Annotated in this window: 21 protein-coding genes; 3 read left to right on the top strand and 18 right to left on the bottom strand. The window is 39.6% G+C overall.

All coding sequences use genetic code 11. The annotated features are described in order from the left end of the window. Positions 1 to 38: 38 nt before the first annotated feature. Positions 39 to 536, top strand: coding sequence for an SgcJ/EcaC family oxidoreductase (locus OQX62_RS19630; protein WP_265833333.1), 498 nt, complete (start codon positions 39 to 41; stop codon positions 534 to 536). Positions 537 to 643: 107 nt separating this feature from the next. Here OQX62_RS19630 and OQX62_RS19635 read toward each other — a convergent pair whose 3' ends face one another. From OQX62_RS19635 to OQX62_RS19645, 3 genes are read right to left on the bottom strand one after another with little or no spacing between them, the layout of a single operon-like run. Next, positions 644 to 1,420 (bottom strand): AraC family transcriptional regulator, encoded by a 777-nt coding sequence (locus OQX62_RS19635; protein WP_265833334.1) that lies wholly within the window; start codon positions 1,418 to 1,420, stop codon positions 644 to 646. A gap of 49 nt (positions 1,421 to 1,469) precedes the next feature. Further along, on the bottom strand, positions 1,470 to 1,859 hold the full coding sequence (locus tag OQX62_RS19640) for a cupin domain-containing protein (protein ID WP_265833335.1): 390 nt from the start codon (positions 1,857 to 1,859) through the stop codon (positions 1,470 to 1,472). A 12-nt stretch (positions 1,860 to 1,871) separates the two neighbouring features. Continuing rightward, entirely contained in the window at positions 1,872 to 2,255 is a 384-nt protein-coding gene (locus OQX62_RS19645) for a tautomerase family protein (protein WP_265833336.1), read from the bottom strand. A gap of 287 nt (positions 2,256 to 2,542) precedes the next feature. Here OQX62_RS19645 and OQX62_RS19650 point away from each other — a divergent pair, with 287 nt between their 5' ends. Beyond that, positions 2,543 to 3,721, top strand: a complete 1,179-nt coding sequence (locus OQX62_RS19650; protein WP_265833337.1) for a carboxypeptidase-like regulatory domain-containing protein — start codon at positions 2,543 to 2,545, stop codon at positions 3,719 to 3,721. Between the two features lie 186 nt (positions 3,722 to 3,907). Here OQX62_RS19650 and OQX62_RS19655 read toward each other — a convergent pair whose 3' ends face one another. The 6 genes from OQX62_RS19655 to OQX62_RS19680 all read right to left on the bottom strand — a co-directional run bounded on the left by OQX62_RS19655 (position 3,908) and on the right by OQX62_RS19680 (position 7,336). Beyond that, the gene (locus OQX62_RS19655; protein WP_265833338.1) at positions 3,908 to 4,075 is read right to left on the bottom strand and encodes a hypothetical protein; all 168 of its coding nucleotides are present in this window, start codon (positions 4,073 to 4,075) and stop codon (positions 3,908 to 3,910) included. A gap of 46 nt (positions 4,076 to 4,121) precedes the next feature. Further along, on the bottom strand, positions 4,122 to 4,505 hold the full coding sequence (locus tag OQX62_RS19660) for a hypothetical protein (RefSeq protein ID WP_265833339.1): 384 nt from the start codon (positions 4,503 to 4,505) through the stop codon (positions 4,122 to 4,124). A 259-nt stretch (positions 4,506 to 4,764) separates the two neighbouring features. Continuing rightward, positions 4,765 to 5,163: a hypothetical protein gene (locus OQX62_RS19665; RefSeq protein ID WP_265833340.1), complete on the bottom strand. Its 399-nt coding sequence runs from the start codon at positions 5,161 to 5,163 to the stop codon at positions 4,765 to 4,767. Between the two features lie 254 nt (positions 5,164 to 5,417). After that, on the bottom strand, positions 5,418 to 5,831 hold the full coding sequence (locus OQX62_RS19670; protein WP_265833341.1) for a hypothetical protein: 414 nt from the start codon (positions 5,829 to 5,831) through the stop codon (positions 5,418 to 5,420). A 337-nt stretch (positions 5,832 to 6,168) separates the two neighbouring features. After that, positions 6,169 to 6,786 (bottom strand): hypothetical protein, encoded by a 618-nt coding sequence (locus tag OQX62_RS19675; RefSeq protein WP_265833342.1) that lies wholly within the window; start codon positions 6,784 to 6,786, stop codon positions 6,169 to 6,171. Continuing rightward, a complete protein-coding gene (locus OQX62_RS19680) occupies positions 6,779 to 7,336 on the bottom strand; it encodes a hypothetical protein (protein WP_265833343.1) in 558 nt (185 codons plus the stop codon). The genes OQX62_RS19675 and OQX62_RS19680 overlap by 8 nt, the downstream gene beginning before the upstream one ends. 559 nt (positions 7,337 to 7,895) lie before the next feature. On the opposite strand from OQX62_RS19680, the gene OQX62_RS19685 reads away from it, so the two are divergent. After that, positions 7,896 to 9,251: a hypothetical protein gene (locus tag OQX62_RS19685; protein WP_265833344.1), complete on the top strand. Its 1,356-nt coding sequence runs from the start codon at positions 7,896 to 7,898 to the stop codon at positions 9,249 to 9,251. Between the two features lie 44 nt (positions 9,252 to 9,295). Here OQX62_RS19685 and OQX62_RS19690 read toward each other — a convergent pair whose 3' ends face one another. The 9 genes from OQX62_RS19690 to OQX62_RS19730 all read right to left on the bottom strand — a co-directional run bounded on the left by OQX62_RS19690 (position 9,296) and on the right by OQX62_RS19730 (position 18,496). After that, positions 9,296 to 10,195, bottom strand: coding sequence for an aromatic alcohol reductase (locus OQX62_RS19690; RefSeq protein ID WP_265833345.1), 900 nt, complete (start codon positions 10,193 to 10,195; stop codon positions 9,296 to 9,298). A gap of 82 nt (positions 10,196 to 10,277) precedes the next feature. Then, entirely contained in the window at positions 10,278 to 11,168 is an 891-nt protein-coding gene (locus OQX62_RS19695) for a helix-turn-helix domain-containing protein (RefSeq protein ID WP_265833346.1), read from the bottom strand. A 132-nt stretch (positions 11,169 to 11,300) separates the two neighbouring features. Then, positions 11,301 to 12,071: a hypothetical protein gene (locus OQX62_RS19700; protein ID WP_265833347.1), complete on the bottom strand. Its 771-nt coding sequence runs from the start codon at positions 12,069 to 12,071 to the stop codon at positions 11,301 to 11,303. Between the two features lie 62 nt (positions 12,072 to 12,133). Then, positions 12,134 to 12,646, bottom strand: a complete 513-nt coding sequence (locus OQX62_RS19705) for a hypothetical protein (RefSeq protein WP_265833349.1) — start codon at positions 12,644 to 12,646, stop codon at positions 12,134 to 12,136. A gap of 66 nt (positions 12,647 to 12,712) precedes the next feature. Continuing rightward, on the bottom strand, positions 12,713 to 13,192 hold the full coding sequence (locus OQX62_RS19710; protein WP_265833350.1) for a hypothetical protein: 480 nt from the start codon (positions 13,190 to 13,192) through the stop codon (positions 12,713 to 12,715). Between the two features lie 159 nt (positions 13,193 to 13,351). Next, positions 13,352 to 13,804: a hypothetical protein gene (locus OQX62_RS19715; RefSeq protein WP_265833351.1), complete on the bottom strand. Its 453-nt coding sequence runs from the start codon at positions 13,802 to 13,804 to the stop codon at positions 13,352 to 13,354. After that, a complete protein-coding gene (locus tag OQX62_RS19720; RefSeq protein WP_265833352.1) occupies positions 13,767 to 15,191 on the bottom strand; it encodes a tyrosinase family protein in 1,425 nt (474 codons plus the stop codon). The genes OQX62_RS19715 and OQX62_RS19720 overlap by 38 nt, the downstream gene beginning before the upstream one ends. A gap of 157 nt (positions 15,192 to 15,348) precedes the next feature. Then, positions 15,349 to 16,581, bottom strand: coding sequence for an alkaline phosphatase family protein (locus OQX62_RS19725; RefSeq protein WP_265833353.1), 1,233 nt, complete (start codon positions 16,579 to 16,581; stop codon positions 15,349 to 15,351). 121 nt (positions 16,582 to 16,702) lie between these two features. Then, positions 16,703 to 18,496, bottom strand: coding sequence for a RagB/SusD family nutrient uptake outer membrane protein (locus tag OQX62_RS19730; protein ID WP_265833355.1), 1,794 nt, complete (start codon positions 18,494 to 18,496; stop codon positions 16,703 to 16,705). Positions 18,497 to 18,511 lie beyond the last annotated feature (15 nt).

Below are 18,511 nucleotides of genomic sequence, written 5' to 3' on the forward strand. Positions count from 1 at the left end.
CCTGTTGCATTGAACTAGTTTTACAGAAAAACATAGTTATGAAATACACACTCGCATTATTAGGATTTATTTTATTAGGACTACCCTCCAGGGCGCAAACAGAAAATGCTGCCGTCACGGCAATTGAAAAGCAGGTTGACGCAATGGTTGGCAGTTGGAACAAACACGACTACAGTGATATGAAAACCTATGCTACGGAGGATTGCAGCTGGGTTAATATAGTAGGCATGGTATGGAAGAACCGAAAGGAAGTAGAATACAGCCATCAGTTCTATCATAACAATATGTTTAAGCATACCACCATGAAAAAAAAAGGAGTTGCTGTTCGTTTGCTCAACCCATCTACGGCCCTGGTACACTTTACAAGTTTCGTCAGCGAGTTTACGACTCCCTCCGGGCAGAAAATGCCGGGCAGTGATAACATCGCATTGCTGGTATTTGTAAAACAAAAAGGAAAATGGCTATTAACCGCCGGTGAGAATGTGGTTATCGACCCAGGAGCACAAAAGTATGACCCTGTTTTGCAGATGAAGTGATAAATTACCTGAAGGAAATCGGGTTTGTGCTCTATATTTTAGCGGAAGACATAGAAGAATTTAGAGCTAATGTATTGAGGAAGTGGGCTGCATTATTGTAATTCATTTCAGTAACGTTTATTAAAGTTACCGGGTGTCACACCTGTGTAATACAGAAAGCTATGGTGAAAATGGCTCTGATCGTAAAATCCAGCCTCCAACGCTGCTTCAACAATAGGATATCCATTATTGAGCATTTTTGTTGCTTTTTGAATTCTAATGATCGTTAAATAGGTGTTTGGGTTTACTCCTAAGTATTGCTTAAATTGTCTGATCATTTGATATTTATCGATCTGGTAGATTTTGGCTATATTCTTCAGCGCAAGTTTTTGATTAAAGTGTTCATATAAATGCTGCTTTATAGCTATAATCTTTTCGGGCAGAACATTTGCAGTATTATTCTCCATTTGAATAGCTGTGTTCGATAATTGCCGGATAAAATCTGCAAGTAATGCGTCATCCGTCATGAGCTTATTTGTATGAATGTGAATATATTGCTGATACAAATCCCTGTCTTTTATCAAAATAGGATGATCATTCATTTTCTTCATTGCAGTATCTTTTAGCAGATATTTCATCAAATCTGTACTGAGATAAAGACTTTTAAAACTCCAGCCCAGATCAGCTATCGGATAATGGGCATGCATCAATTGCGGTTTGATAAGGAAAATGGAATAAGGTTCAACGACAAGGCTCTTACCTTGTACATCGAACTTTTGAATTCCTTTAACAGATACACCTATGGTATACTCTTCATGAAAATGATCAGGAAAATTATGTGTAAAATTATCAGCGCTTGTAAAACTAATATTATCTAAATGCAAACTTCTCCAGCTCTTCATCATTTAACCTTTGCCCTATAGGAATTCAAAAGTATAACTATTTTCATTAAGATTAGAATGTGAAATATTCTTCATCTGTCACCTTGTCTATGACAATCCCTTCGTCTTTTTCCATCTGTATTGCCAGGTGGGAAAACATGCTTTCCGGCGTTGCCCCATGCCAGTGCTCTTCACCTGCATAAATCACCACCACGTCTCCCGGCCGCATTAATTGTTTGATCTCATTGCGTTTCTGTACATAGCCGGTACCTTTTTCTGCCATTAAGATTTGTACTGTGGGATGATAGTGCCAGTGTGTGATAGCTCCAGGTTCAAATGTGACGCTGGATAAAGTGCAGCCCGCGTTAGGTTCATTGACCAAACTGTTAATCCATACTGCTCCCCGAATATATTTCTGAGGCGCGGGTAAGGTGACGGTTTCTTTATGATCTGTCTTTTTCATGAATTGTATCTCTTATTTTATCATTTGCGCTTTCCCCTGGCCGAATGACCAATTTTCCAATGACGTTTCATTTAAAACGATGATGATATCATTGGAGAGCACGTGTGTTCGTTCACTTATTTTCGTTGAAATAACTGAATAAAGTGATTTCTTCATTTCTGCCGTACGACCGGGACCGCAAATGATCTGGATATACATCAGGTTAGGGGTATGAGGAATACCCAGATAGCAATCAGGAAAAATAAGATCTTCTGACGATACCTGATGAATGACCTGAAAGTAATCATCTTCAGGAATATTGAATATCTCCATCAGGCTTTCATGCACTGAAAGAGATATTTTATTTTTTAATTCCCTGGGGAAAACCTCAGGTAAGTAGATATTTACAAATGGCATATTTTTCTTTTTATATACAACAAAATTAGTTGTTTGAAATATCCCGGTCTTGTAAAATATTGAGTTAGACCCGATATTGTTGGTGATCCTTAAATCCCTTTTCAATTCACAAGCTAAGCCATTGCCTTTAATATCACTGCCTTCTTTAGGTCAAATTTTAACAGAAGCTTGTATAGCACCTCTTTTTATTTTTAGACCTCAGTGAACTGATCAAATGTTTGAATCAATTTTTCTAAAGGATTGAAACTACAGATTAATTTAAGTAACTATGTCATTAAATCAGCTCCGTGAAAATATTAATAACCTTACTTTTTTGTCTTTCAATTAGTCGTCTTTCTGCACAACAAACCTACCTAACCGGTACTGTTACAGATCATTCAACGCAGAAGGTTCTCGCAGAGGTATCATTGACTGTTCTTCATAAACAGATAGGTACAGTATCAAATATGGAAGGAAAGTTTATGTTGCTTAAAAACAATATCGCTGATGCAGACAGCATCCTGATCAGCTGCGTGGGTTACCAATCAGTAGTAGAACGTGCTGGTCGATTCACATCTGATCAAAGTCAGACAATTTATTTAGAGCCGGAGGTATTTGTGCTGGACGAAGTTGTCATTAAGCCTTTGTCGCTTGTTGCGATTTTGAAGGAAGCGATCGACACTACGGAAAAGCTTATCAAGCCCGAAAATCGACTAAATGCTTACTATAAAGAATTTGCTTACCTGGATCAGGAGCTGTTTAAGTTCGCAGACGCAGCCGTGGTGTACACTGTTGACAATAAAAACAAAAAGACCAAAGTAGAAATGCAGGTTATTGAATCACGCATTAAGAAAGATTCATTAACAAATGAAAACAAGTGGAAATCGGACATTGAGTCATTAATTAAATCTGATAAGGCGATGAAGTCTTATTACAATCTGGATTATCTGAGTAAACTGGTTAACCCTAAAAATACAGACAAATTCAATTACAAAATGGAAACTTCAGGTCCAGTCACAAAGATTAGCGTAGATCCAAAACCTGATCTTAAACAATATCTTCCAAATGCTATTATTTATTTTAACACGGTCAGCAACAGAATTCTAAAAGTAAAGTATGGTTATATCTCAAATTTGAAGTATATGCCGAAGGTGAACCTGATTTTTATGGCTTACTCTTGCGAGAAGGATAACATGACAGCGATTTATAGTGAAGGGTCTATTCCCTATTTAAGGTATTGCCGAATAGAACAGGACATTCGTTTTAAGTTAGGTAGCAAAAAAGGATTATTAGGCTCTGTTGCTGAAATTCTGGCGAGCAATAGCGAATTAAGTCCGGTAGTACTGACAGAGAATCCAAAGGTTGTACCTGCCGTGTACAAAAAGTACAATATTTACAATAATGGCAATAAATTCTCTCCGGATTTCTGGTTGAAATACAATACAATTTTGCCTACAGCTACAGAATTGGAAGCTTTGGAATTCTAGGAAAGGGAAATTTAAGTATAAGCAGAGCAGCCGACCACATGATGTTACCTTTATGCCAGATAAAGAACTTGTCATCACCAAATTATAATTGTTATAAAGGCCTTCTATTGATTAGAGAATTTAACCTATGTAAAGTAATTATCTGCTTTCGATAAGAACCAAATGCAGGATCTTTTTTCACTCGACTCAATGAGCAATAGCATCATAATTTGTATCTTCTTCATGCGGATATAGGAATGATATGATTTCACCATCAACACAAGTTCCAAAGGGATAAAACTCACCAGAATCCAGCAAAAACATCTGCACTTGCTCTTTGATTATCTCTACTAAATTTTCAATATTAAATTCCATTCTATTAGCCCATATATTTCGATAAATGTCATAAGATTAAAGACGGTTAAATTTCCACCAGAGCTAACGTCTCAAAATACAATCTCGTTTGAATATTCTCGCTGATAAAACTAACAAACCCTGTTCCGTCAATAAATTCGCAAACAAATGATTTTCTATCAGTCAATTTAAGACATATGATATTTAGGTTGTTTTCAGTAAAGAAGACTTTAAATTCATCCGTAATCAAAATCTGTTTGTCTCGTAATAAAACATATTTTAGATACCAATATTCGGCTTGAAATTCTAAAGAGAAGGTTGCAAAAGGTTCCAGTTCAAAATCGTCATATATTTCGAGTTTATCCGAGATCTTTGAAAGATCTCGGATAAACGTAAGATCATTTAAAGGACTGGTTATTCTATATTTAGTTCTCAATACTCTGTTTTCCATTTTTTTAGCATGCGTTTTTATGAGGTCATCTTTCCATCTTCCAATAATAAAATTCCTCATTATGTAAGACTGTATTATCACATTTATTGCATTGTTAAAGTATCAGGAATAGCCTGAAAAGTATGGGATTATTAGGCGCAAAGCTCTAGGAGCTATTTCTTCCAGCAATTTTAGATAGCGGGTCTATTGGTATTAAAAGGGCTTCTTGCCGGATCATAGAACCTAGCTCCATAAGCTAAATCTATACATAATAAATTACTTACTTTAAGTTATTTTTCCATTCTACTATCTTGAATGAAGTTATTGCTGAGTCCTTCGAATACGATAACATTAATTGCTTTGTATAAACAGGATCAATATCACTACCATATTCAACTACAATTTTATAACTTGCGACATTACTATCTTTATTATCCGGTGTGCCCAAACTTTCAATCAATTGACGATAATTTAAGCCGACTAACTTATTATGGACGGTGAGATCATTAAGCATTTTAGCCCGGTATCGAGATGGAAAAAGTGGGTCTATCTGCTCGTTCCATTTATTCTTATCAAACTTTACTTGCTGATTACAAGAGCTCCACAATAATATTGTTAAAAGAATCAAGTTATTATATGTAAATACCAAATAACCTTTATGGCTTATTTTCTTTCTCATTAATGTTTTTCATTTTTAACAGTTCGATAGATTAGATAGTGCGCTATTAAAAAAAATGAATCCAGTAAAAAAATGTTTAAAATTCATATGATTTCTTTTGTCTTTTATCTGGTATTCATGCAATTTCATCATAAATTGCTTCATTTACTGCAGTAACTGCAGTATGTTTACTACTACCTATAACTATTTCTAGACTCGCTCCTGCCAGTGAAATAATTACATGGCGTAAATGTTCTCATTCCACAGGTCTGCCGTTATTCAATATTCCTATTAAATTTAATATCTAATATTCCCAATTCTGCTTTTTTAAGTTCAAATTCTACTTGGGTCAAAGGCCCAAGCACCCCCTTTTCAGGCGAAAAGGTTGAATTATATATAGGAATTATATAGTATGTTGTTCTGATACTGTCAACTTTCGCTGGATAATCAAACGGATGCTGTTTAGCTACAATGTATTTATTGTTATATCCGAAAGAAAAAATTGTTGACGAAACCACGCCAACAAAATCTCCGGTTTCCAATTTAAAGTCAATATAAATATCCCTGTGATAATTATCAGTAGTTGTTAAATAATAATTACCGATTATCTTTTCCTTTTCAAATTCATTACCGAAACATGAAAAAAGCAACGATATAGACATCATTAAAATAAATCTAATTCTTTTCATTTTTTTTTAAGCCATTTGGATCAAACTTTCACTAAAAGTATAAGCCTGATAATATTTACTCATGGATCCAACCGTATCATGAGACTGGGCTGGATGATAAAAAGCAGTATAATTGGTTTCGACAACTGTATTGTTTGATAAGAGACCTTATTACCATTCTGTTCTGCTTTAAATACCTTTTAAATGACAGATATGCCAGCTACCTCATGTCGTTTCGTAATGTCTAAACCCAGACGGTTTTGTTGCTAACATGGAAACCACCAGTGTAGCGAATATAATTTACCGTTCTTGATGAAAATGTTGACGTGTCCCTCAGAAATATTGTCTTTATCTTCTCTCAATTGACTACCTGAACCACGCCTTCCCCTGCTACATCCATATCACCCACGTGTTCAGTTGCATTGGGAAATAAGCTTTTCAGCTCAGCGAGCGTGGTGTACTTATTAAGGGTTAACTTATGAAAAACAATGAAATCGCCGTCGCTGAACCTGACCTCATCGATAGCCACCTTTCCCCGGGAACATTCAAAGCGCGATCCATTTTTATATAAATATCGGGCATCAGGATCAACTGAACCATCGGCTTCCTGAAAAATGTTAGTGCAAGGTTCTTCATCGCTCAATAGTTTAGTGCTATCCGGCTCGCCCAGGACAGAACGGAATTCACTATAAGAGAAATAACGTTTTAATCTGCCATTAAAGCGGATTTCTTTTTCATCCAGCACTTCTATTGCAGTATCCCTTTTTGCTTTATTTCCCGAAATCTTCAAAGTCTGCGATTTTGGGCTGTCGCTTACCTGCACTGCCCTATTTCTCTTTTGTGCCGCATCCTTCAAAGATTGATCAGCATCGCCACCACAAGAAACTATCAGTAAGCAGAGCATTCCACTTAACAGGTAGATTGACCAAGCATTCGAAGATAGGACACTTGCACGTTTGCACTTTACTTTATTCATCAAACTCTACCCATTTTTTCTCGAAATAAACCGTCGCAGGTTTCTTACCGTTACCACTGATGTTGGCTTCGATAAAAGATTCCTGCTCACCAACATATTTAATGATCAACTCATCCCGCTGCGCAGAATCATAATAAGATCCGTATGGACAGTTAAAAGGATTGTCTTTGACATCGGAAGTAAAAACAGAAAATAAGACCATCTTCCTGGCATTGGTATCAGGAGATTGGTACCCTATAATCCGATAGTCAGCGCGGATATTGCTTTGCACATGAAAAATACTGTCACGTTTTGAAATCACAGCTCTCTGCATAGCTTCCTCGCTGATTTCAGGCGGAACATAGGCCCCCCTTTTTATGGTGTCGGGCGAATTTTCAACCTTTTTCGGGATGGAATCTTTCCTGGTCTCAGCCGTATCGGTCAGACTAACTTTCGGATCATCATGGCGACCTGAATTACAGCCTGAAACTACCAGGAAGACCAAACCAACCATTACAGAGAAGCAAAGACCTCTGCGAATGTGAGTTGCATTCTTTTTGAGTTTATTCATCCGTGTTTTATAATATCAATAATTTTCTCCTGCGGGAATGAGGCAGGTGAAATACTATTCAATTTTTACTGTAGCTGCAATCTAATCACATTAATAATAAAAAGAAAAATTAACGTTCCAAAAATGTAGAACTGAATTCTGTTCACATCTTTCACTTCAAATTTCCGAACACAAATTCGGTCAATAATTAGTATCACAGTTGGCAGAGGCAACCAGAGCAAGTTTACCCACCCCTGCAGTCTTTGATTCATTCCATTTTGGTTGATCATAATGACTGAGGAAACTATAATTCCCAGTATAGAAATTAAACTGATTACAAAAAATACTGTTGTTTTCTTAGGAAAGGCTGCTGTCATAAATTACAGGTAACTCCAGGGTGTCTGAGAGATTTAATAGTTAACAACCGAATATACAAGAATTTCTGAGGATTGGTATTCGGACATGGATTCTAATTGATAGATAGTCCTTGCCCGTATCGCAATGGTATGAACTAATGGGGTTGCTACAAGGTTACCAAACAGCCTGATTCGTATTAATAGATAAACCAACCTCAGGAAGCATGTATAACCGTTTGAAAAATCTCTTGTCGCCGCCTTTCATCTTTTGCCTCGTGCTCCTGATCGTCAACGATTTGCTGCTGAAAGCTGCTTTCCACAATGTGCTTACGGGCAAAATCTCTGATGTATGCGGGCTATTTATTTTCCCTGTTTTTTGGTCGGCCATCTTTCCTAAATTTAAATCATGGGTATTTATCCTTAGCGGCATACTGTTCGTTTTCTGGAAAAGTGAGTATGCTTCCGGACTGATTGAGTTAATGAATACCGTATTTCCTGTCGCGCGGACTGTTGACCCTACCGATTTGCTGGCCTTACCTGTATTGTTGCTGGGCTGGCTATATGTCAAAGGCAAAACGCAGCTCGTCATCAGCAACCCACTGCTGGCCCGATTGGGCACTTCGTTTATTGGACTCGCTACGATTTTCTCCTTCTGTGCCACCAGCCAGCAACGGTATATCCAATCTTTTGACCATCCACAATATGTGCTTTTGCGATCTGACGTAACGCCGGATAGCACACTTTATGATGAATTTCAGTTTTATAGGAAGGACTCTTTGCTGGTGGTAAAGATCAACCATCAATACATTAGCCGCCCTGTGATGGATGATGATTACAATAAAAATCGTTCCCTGGTAGACCTTGATATCAGTACCCAGCAGCGACTAGCTGACAGCGTAAGCCTGATGCCGCCGGGAGTAATCACTGCTTTGACTATAGAAAACGCACAGGGAAAAGATGCTTTAAGGTTTAAGGGCGGGCGTCTGGACGGCAGGTTCAGCAGGAAGAAAAATGGCCAGTTGATTATGGAAGGTTTCTACAAGATGGGCATTGAAGACTCCATCTGGACCTTTAGGAATAGCAGCAATATGATGACTAAGGAGACCATTGTGAATGGGGAGCGCACCAGGGTTGATGAATTCCGGAATGGTAAGCTGGTTTCGTCAACAGGTATCAATACCCGCGCGGACAGCATCAGGAATATCTATATCAAGATCGGAATGCTGGTTATGTGCATGGCCGGCATTATCCTGGTATTACGCCGAAATTACCGCAAGACTTACCCTGAGCATCTTGTGCTGAAGCAGTATTGGAAATGGTTATTGTGCCTGATTGCTCCAATTTTTGTCTGGCTCTCCTACTTCGGTTTGAACGTCTTGTTCATCAAGTACAGCCCTGATATCTTTGAGACCATAGCGAGCATTATTTTTATCTTTCTGGCAACCTGCCCGCTGATGTTTATTGCTGTATTTTGGATTAAGCTGAGAAAGGAAGCAGATATTGTATTGTACTGCTTGTTATTTGGGCTTGCCTGCAGTATCTGGACCATAAGTGGTATGCTGATAGCGCTTACAATTTAGATTCTCTTCTTGCTTAATCCAAAAGTGCAGATTAATCGGATCTACTAACTTGTCACATGCGCTTTAGCCCATTCTACAATTCCCGTTGTCGGAATGTTATTGAGGTCATTAAATGTTACTTCCATAGGCCAGGTTACGCCAGGATGCGTGAATACCAGCCGGTACTTGTTAAATATATTATCTGGCTCATCGTTCAACTTTTTTTCAAGGAATTGATAATCCCATAAAACCCGCTCAAATTTAACATCGAACACCTCTTCCATTTTATCTGCTATTTCTTCAAATGTTACGGTATCTCCGGAAACAAATACCACTTGATCCAGTATTTCTGGCTGATGAAATAACACCTCAACAGTAAGGGCGCCAATATCTTCACAAGCTGTTAAGGTTAAAGAATTTTGCCAGTCTCCCAGCGCATGGATGACCTGCTGTGACAGATTTATCACACCGAAATCTTCACGAAACAGGAAGCTTGTGATCATACCTGTAGAAACAATAATCCAGTGTGTTTTACTTTGTGCCCGAAGCAGATCTCTGACATCCAGTTGCTCATCAAATACCGGCTGTGCACTTCCGCGGCCAATTTTATCATAATCGGCTCCAAATTGCCATGGCACATACCTTCTTACACCGGCTTCCAGGACTGCTTTGGTAATCTTTAACTGCATACCTGCTCCGATTGAAAATCCACTGCAACAGATCACAGTGTCATACTTTCTAAAAACGTTTGCAAGGTTTTCAATACTTTCCGCAACCAGGTCTACCGCTTCAATAGTAAGATCAGCAAACCTCAAATCCGGGCCGCTTCCAATTACGGCATGCAAAGGTTGAACCAATGCTCCTATCTTAAAGTGCTGACTATTCGCTTCCCTGTATTTATAAAGACTGTCAAGCATAGCAATGCCCACTTCACCGGTACCAATAACTAAAAATGATTTTTCCATAACTATAATAAATTTTAATGCAAAATTATAGTGATGAAATTGATGTTCAGGTACAAACAAACCGTTAATAGTTGCAAAACAACTATCCGTTTCTGTATTTGGCAGGCGTAGCTCCCGTGAGTTTTTTATAGAAGTTTTGGAAATGAGGAGTTTCCTGAAAATGGAGGCACCAGGCAATTTCTTTGACACTGAGAGCAGTATGTTTTAACAGTATATTTGCTTCCTCTATTATCCTTTCCTGTATGATGGTTTGGGTAGTTTTGCCCATTGAAGCTTTTAGTACCTTATTCAGATGATCTACTGTTGTACTGAGCAGCGCTGCATAATAAGCGGGCGATTTGCTTTCGAGTATTGTACTGTTACTAATCCTGGAGAATGCATCTTCCAGCGTTTTGAAAAAGCGTTCTTCGAGACTTCCCTCTGCGGCAGGCAGCGTATGATAGAATTGCTCATCCAGCTTTTGCACATAATGAATAATATCAAAAATCCGGTTCCTGATCAATTGTTCTTTATAGGGATAAGGTGACAGATATTCATTTTCAACCTGATCAAACAGCAGCATCAAGTCATTGTATTGCACTTCAGCTAAGGACTTCACATAGATATCCCGCTTTTGAAAAATAGGAAGCGTGGCAAAACTAAGCGGACTCATCCCGCGAAGAAACGTCTCGCTGCAAACACAGTATTTTCCATCAAATTGTTTGTCGTCAGTAGTAAAAGCAAATCTGGCTAATGGATCACTAAAAATAATGTTATAACCGGAGATATTGATCTTAAGGGATTTTGATTCGTACATGGCACTCCCCCTGACAAGCGCTATTTTGTAAAAGGGTTTCCTTTGGAGCCGCTCGCAGGCTGACAGGTCTTTCTGCAGATTTTTCCATAACAGGAAATCGAAGTGCCCCAGGAAACCGTCTTCTGTTGGGTGGATGCCGTGTACATACTGATCATAAAATTTATTAATTTCCGTCATACTCCTTTTAAAGAACTCTGAATAAATTCATGCTTTCTAATTTAGGCATCCTTAATAAGCCATTAATGGCCTTTCATCAGCTAATTGCACTGTTGTGAGATCTATGCTTAGCAAAGGTAGTTATCATTTTTACTATAGCTGCTTTTTCCAAAATTGATTCCCTGCTGAATAAATATGAAGCTTTTCCATCTTTTTTATATATGACTTATCATACATTGCTAATGTTATTTCTGTAACATACATCGATTTAGCTATCCTGTTTCCCTGTGAATCGTAAGCTATTTCTTCCTCTTTATTGTCTCTCTTAGACAACATATAATAGAATAATTCCCCTTCCCAATAAGAAGCATTTGGAGTGCTGTCATCAACCGCAATTTTCTTACCGACCTTACTGATATAATCTTTAATTTTGTTGAATTCGGCGATATTTTTCGAAGTTTTGCCCACTTCCAGATACATCAGGTTTCCTTTTCGGTCTTCGACCATATCCATTTTAGGGAATGGGACTGTATTTAATATAGCCAGCGTGTCTTTTTCCGTATTGTATGCAACTGTCTTATAACGGTAACCAAATATTTCTGTTGGGTTTTTATTTCTTACCATCCAGTCATTTGTTGGCTCCAGCGATAAATCTGCAGGTAATCTTCCATCCGTTTTAAAATAACCTAAAGTGTCTTTCATAAAAAATGGATCATCTAAAAGCGCCAATGCTTTTTTTTTATCCAAACTTTTAGGGTCTGTGGCAATAGTTTCATTGGTCTTTTTCACTTTGTTATGATAAAATGCGGAGACATCGAAATCATTCGATATTTGTGTTAAATCAACAAATTTTTGATCTTGAGAATGGCAGGAAGCAGCACTGAATGAAGCTAAAAGAAGACAAATTTTAATCGTTTTTTTCATAAAGGGAAATTTGGTTGGCATAACGCGTAATATAGTAAAGAAAGATACAGAGCTGGGGTTTGCTAATGGATATGATTCACTTGCAAAAATGTTGACCTTGCTTTTTGCCTTGCCTGATCGCTGTCACTGATGGCCTTATGTAAGGTCAGGCGTTTGCGTGGCAAGTCTGAGATATCCATTGCTGCTTTTTTAGCTTTTGCAGTATCCTTTTGAAGGGTGATGGTCATCAACTGAGCTTCCAGTATATCAAGTTCCTTGAGTGAAAGTATGTTTTTATAGTAACTTGTTGTGCTTTTCTTTAGTCGATCTGCATCGTCTATGCCCATCACATTTGTGTGATCAACTTCCTGGATAATGCTTTCCAGTCTACTGGCCTGTTTTTTTCCTATAGAAAGTGCTAACTCAGGTTTTCTGGCCACCAGGGCCTCCAGACGATTGCTCTCCAAACTGTCAGCGACGAGTACGCGGAAAACTTTACGGTCTGTTGAATCAAGAAGGCTATTATATTCCCGGGCTCTTCCAGACTGACAAGAGAGAAACGTAGCGATGATAAGTATAGTAATGAGGTATTTCATGATATGTGATCAAATAGGATTAACATTTTCAAATAACTCATTGTTTGATGCGATGCAGTTTGAGTGTTAATACATTTTTCTGATCATTATGTCCTGCTTTTTATCTGTCAACCACAAATGGATTTCATAAAAGTCCGAACCGTCGAGCCCATCATCACTTATTTGATCAAGATTGAAATAATAAATCCTTGCTCTGTAAATTCCATTCTTAAGTTCAATCCTTTTGGCTTCTGGAAAATAGTCCGTGCATCCTGCAATTACAATTTTTCCCGAACTAACTTCAATATCGCATTCATTGATCTGGCTAATTACGTTTTCATTGTTAGTGTAAACAGGCGGTTCACTTTCAAATATCTTCACTATAACTGGAACAGTAACATTCCTTACCGTTCCAATGCCTATGGTTCCATCTGCTATTGCTAAAAGCCGGTCTACTGCTTCCGTTGTCCACTGAGCACTTAAATCACCTTCCGCTCCCTCATCCTGAATATAAAACTGAAAATAATCTGCAAATAGTGCTAAGGTAATTTCATTGTTGACTTTCATAAATGCGCTAGCTATAGTTTTTATTTTTTTAAGTACTCTAAATTAACAATAAACGATAAGAAAACTATTATCAGGTCAGCTATCGTGCAAATCCTAAAATCCTATATTAGCTGAACTAATGTATTGAAGGAATGGGTTGAATCATCGATGGAAAGCAATTCAGGGCTTTAAAAAATAGCGGAAGTTTTTGCTAAGATCAATATTGATCTCCCGTCCACGGATATCTATTGGAACAATGTGAATGATGATATCATTTGTTTTTTTTGGATAATCAACCAGAAACCGTTCATGACAATCGTCCTGACCAACTGCATAGCTGCCTGCATACTGAACTGAGCGCGTGCTATAGTCCGGAGATTGTCCGGGTTTCAGCAAAAAAACGCGAAATGCGTGGGGACAGGCTCTTTTAACTCCGCCGTTAAATTCCAGAATCAGTTGTTTATAGTGGCCATTGGCGGTTGTCAAATCCCGGTATGGAATAGAAATCACTACAGGTCGCCTGTTGCCAGGCACCTGTGTCCGCACTTTTCCAGCCAGAATGAATCCTACTGCCAGCAAAAGGAATTGAAAAACCTTATGCCTGTTGCGTAACAACAATTTCCACTTGTGCATCCAAAAATTCCGCTTTGCCTCCATCTATATAGGGTATAGTGAGCAGTTGAAAATTAATCCTATCCATAGCTTTTTTCTGACTGCTGGTTTTCCGGCCAACACCATAAAGTTCTTTTAGTTTTGAAGTGATATCGAAAGAGAAATACAGTCTCTGTTTTTCGTGATGTTCCATCATTTCTCCGTCCCCGTGGTCATGATTTGATGCGAAAAATGAAAAGCTCCCCAGATAATGTGGATCCGTAATCGGCGTATCTTTTGTAATGTGTTTTCCATTGATAAATACCCGCACATAAAAATCCTCTTCATTTGTAGGCACACCACTAATAATTGCCGTTACACACCTGGACTTTGGCTTCCACCTGGACGTAGGGCTAACAAATGCCTTTTCAAAAAGCTGGCTGAAGCCCTCCACACCCAAAGAGGCTGACTGGAATTTTTGTAGCCTGGCAACCTCATTGCTTTTTATCGAAGAATTATCCAGGAGAGCAAAGGTACCAGGGACTGTTCTTGCAGGCGCCACAGGAGCAGACTGCCCTTCATAGGTGTAGCCAAGTGCTGCCACCGAAGAAAGCGAGCTAACGGTAAAATCAACCGGAAGCCCATCCGCGCCGTAAAAGTTGGCTTGAAATAAATGATTGGTGTAAACAGTATCAACGGAATTTAAATGCCCCAAGATGTTCCATGCATTCCATAAACGGTCTATATTGGCATGATGAAGCCAGAAAAGCGGGTCGAGCGCTGCGGTTTTTGCATCAGCCATTTTACCCCCCACAAAATTATGGATATGGTTGTGTGGACCGCCCTCCAGTCTTCCTGAAGCAACCCGCTTCTTTTGTATACTGGTCTTGGCACTTGCAAAGTCCTGGAAGGGAGATGTATTCAATATGGAATTAATTGCGTTTTGGCCCACAAATTCTGCCAGAGCAGAACCATTACCATTCGCGGCTGCCCTTCTGGAACTTTCATATAAGGGGCTTGACGTATCTTTAAAGGGTTGCGGGATTGTTGGGTTTAACGTCCAATCCCAGTAGGGAAGGTTGAAAGATGGAACTCCGGAGGCCTGACGGCAGATTTCCTCAAATTTCAAAATATAAGCGCGGTGCCATGGTAAGAAAAACCAATTTTGATGTGGACAAAACTGGTTATGTATAGTAGCTTGAAAAGCCCAGCTGGTAGGATCGCTGGCGGGTCTTGCCTTCATCACCTCGACAGCGTTTCTGTAGGCAAGCAAATCCGGATCAGCAGGGCCAAGTGTGTTGACGTCTTTACGGATTCGGAGTAGTTGCCCGGGTGTATTGAAACCAAGAGCTGCCAAACTTGATGGTAAGCAGAATCCACCTGTCAATATAAATGAGTTTCTGATAAAATCCCTTCTTTTAATATTCATTTGAGTGCGGTTAAATATTTAGCATACAATTTATTGATATTAATATACTGATAATCAAGGGATAGAAATGTGTTAGATGACCCAATAAGTGATCCTTTAAAATCAAAAAAAAACCCGCTTTAATAAATTAAAGCGGGTCGCATATCTAAAAAAAACGCTATTTAATGATCATCCACTGATTGACGCTATTATTCGGTGCTTCAACCACCACCTTATAAAATGCGGATGGATATTGTTTAACATCAGCAAGGTAATGCTGTTGCGCTAAATCAACTTCGCCTAAAAGTCGGTAATCATCCTTTCCTCCTGATTTAACGTTGTTTGTTTTCGCGATCCAGATCTTCGCCTTTCCACTTTTCTCCAGCGCTTTCCAGCTGATATCTATCAGGCCCTGGGTATAAATAGTCTTTAAACCAGTGATTGAAACCGGTCCTATAAAGGTAGTACCGTCCACTTCCCTTGCTACAGGCGTCGGAAATTTGACGTTCAGGTACTGTGCGATGGATGGCATGATGTCAACAATACCAAGGTCGAAATACTGACCATAGGTGTTCAGGTTTTTATAGTTGCTCACCATCCAGGTGGAACGTTGGCGGTCTGACTGTCCGCCGTGCCCGCGACCGGATTTTTCATCCCTGCCATGATCAGTAGTGATCACAATCAGCCAGTCTTCCTTGAAATTTTTCTCCCTGTAGCTGATTGCATCCCAGATCTTGCCCATTTGTAGATCCAGCATGGCAATTGCTTTGGAATACTCCGGGCTATCACCATAGCGGTGTCCCATATCGTCCGTATATTCAAGATATACCCAGGACAGATCAGGTGCGTTTGTATGTATGGTATTTGCAGCCTGTTTAACTACTTCTTCATCAATCTGGTGCATATAGGCCGAAAGCTTGTCGTGTTTGAAACGTACGGTATCGAGTTCATAACCATCAAAGGCATAGTCTGGCTTGAAGTGACCGGTTTCAGGCAAATCAGCACCTAATAGCTTCGTACGGTTATCTGTCCAGCTGGAAAAAATGGCTGTTTTTTTGGCAGGGTATTGTTCTTTAAACAACCTGAAAATGGTTGGATAATTATAATTTGGATCCTTGATGTCATTATCAGGCACATTGTGTTTGTTCACCCAGGTTCCTGTGAGCAAGCTATTGTAACCTACTGCGGAGATGGTTGGGGTTTCATTATAGGTACCTTTATCTCCGCCAACATGCATGCGTGAGTACGATCCAGCTTGTATAATCTTCTTAAAATTAGGGAGGTTTTCACGTTCAAATGCATCTGCCGCGATACCATCGGCAATAATGTAAACTACTTTTTTGGTACGCTGTTGTGCCGAAACATTTAAGGCTAAGGCCATACAAGCGGCAGAAATAATTATTTTGATCATCTTGATTTTCTTGTTTTAAAGTTAAAAAGAATGTGGGATATATTGATTTTCAATTGTTCCGTCCGCATAGAGTTGGAGGATGGCATAGCCGGGCGGGGTTCTTCTTTTGATCTCCATACAATTACCAGCCAAAGTTTTGTTTGAGGTTCGGGTTTAAGATAACCTGCTGCTGCGGGATCGGTCTGTAATAATACTTGGGTTCTGCAAAAGTACGGACGGTACTTTCGGTCACTATATTTCCCCCGCTGTTTCCATTTTTAAGGTACACTGTAGCATCACTGCCAATTGTTCCGGCGCGGTAATAGATCAATACTTTGCCCAGTGAATTTTTCTCCTTGGCTTCCTCTGCAGGAATTGTTGCCGATCGGTCTATCAGGATAATATCTTCAACACCGTCTCCGGTCATGTCATATTTCCCTAATCCTTTAAAATACATTCCCTCTGGGATCCTGGTTAACAATTTACCTGCTTTCCAGCGCATCAGGTCATCAAAGCGGGTGTTCTCAAAAGCGAATTCTATCCGGCGCTCGCGTCTGATCTCGAGAATGACACCTGTATTGGAAGTCACATTGGGATATTGCTGCTGTAATAGCGGATCGATGTTTCCGTTAGCCACAACAAGGTTCAGATCGGGAATACCTGCACGGCGTCTCAGCAAATTGACCGACTGATCCAGCTGTGCTTGTGTTAGCGTACCTAACTCGGCTAATGCTTCGGCATAGGTAAGCAAGACTTCCGCATAGCGGTACACCGGAAAATCTACACCATTGATGGTATTGTTGTCTGTACTGTTTACATACCCTTTCAGCTGATGATAACCCGTAAAATTTTTATTTAAGCGCTGGATATATGGCGTCGGGTCCGGTACACTTACCCAGCCAGGATACACAATGCTCTGTGCCATGCGGGGATCACGATTTTTAAACTCTTCAACAAAAGTCATTTGTGCGTAGTCGGGCAAACTGGTAAACCGGGTTCCGTCCTTCATCAGGTAAGTCTGCAGCAGGTCTTTCGAAGGCCCCTGTTCATAATCACCAAACACAGCCCTTTGCACATCCTGGCCTTTACCTTTGGTCAGGTCGAAGATATTCACCAGGATCACCTCGGGATTAGCGGTCAAATCCTGACTATTAAACAAAGTGCCGTAATCCTCTTCAGGCTTACCGGTAGTGTAAATACTAAACTTTTTTGCGTCTATCATCTCTCCTGCTATTCTGGAGGCAGTTTGCAGATAGGTATTTGCTGTAGCAGTCAGGTTCAGTTCATCGTGATATTTACGGAACGTTCCTTCATATAAGGCTGCTCGTGCATAAAAAACCGCAACTGCCCATTTTCCCGGAGTACCTAGAGGAACTGTTTCACGTACATTTTTATAAGCGAAATCCAGATCTGCCATAATGCTGTCTACAATGAGTGTGCGTGGATCACGACCTTTCTTCAGATCCGGACTGTTAGGCCCTAATGTGCCGGAAAACCATGGCACATCAGAATAGCGTTTAACTTTATCCAGGTAAAACATGGCACGATAGTATTTTGCGAGGCCGGCATAATGATTTTTTGAGGCGGCATTTACATCAGCCTTCTGGTAGTTTTCCAGAAAGTAGTTGATGTTGCGTAACCTGCTCCAGCCCCAGCCGGCTGAGTCAATGTTCATCGCAGTGATATTTCCCAGCATGATGTTCTTGACTTCCACAGCCCCGGTAGTTGCTGCGTTATCTGTATTCTGATCATTTGCATACGAATTCCGGTCCGGCTGCGACAATAAGCCGTTAATGTATAAGGTAAGATCATCCTCCGTATTAAAAAACAGGGTCGGTGAAATGGATGTTTGCGGGTAACGGTCCAGACCACCTTTTTTACAGGCTGCAACGATACTTAATGCGGCAAGGCCCAGGATATATATATAATTCTTCATTTGATATGTTTTGAA

The organism is Pedobacter sp. MR2016-24 (genome assembly GCF_026239655.1).
Taxonomy (GTDB): domain Bacteria; phylum Bacteroidota; class Bacteroidia; order Sphingobacteriales; family Sphingobacteriaceae; genus Pedobacter.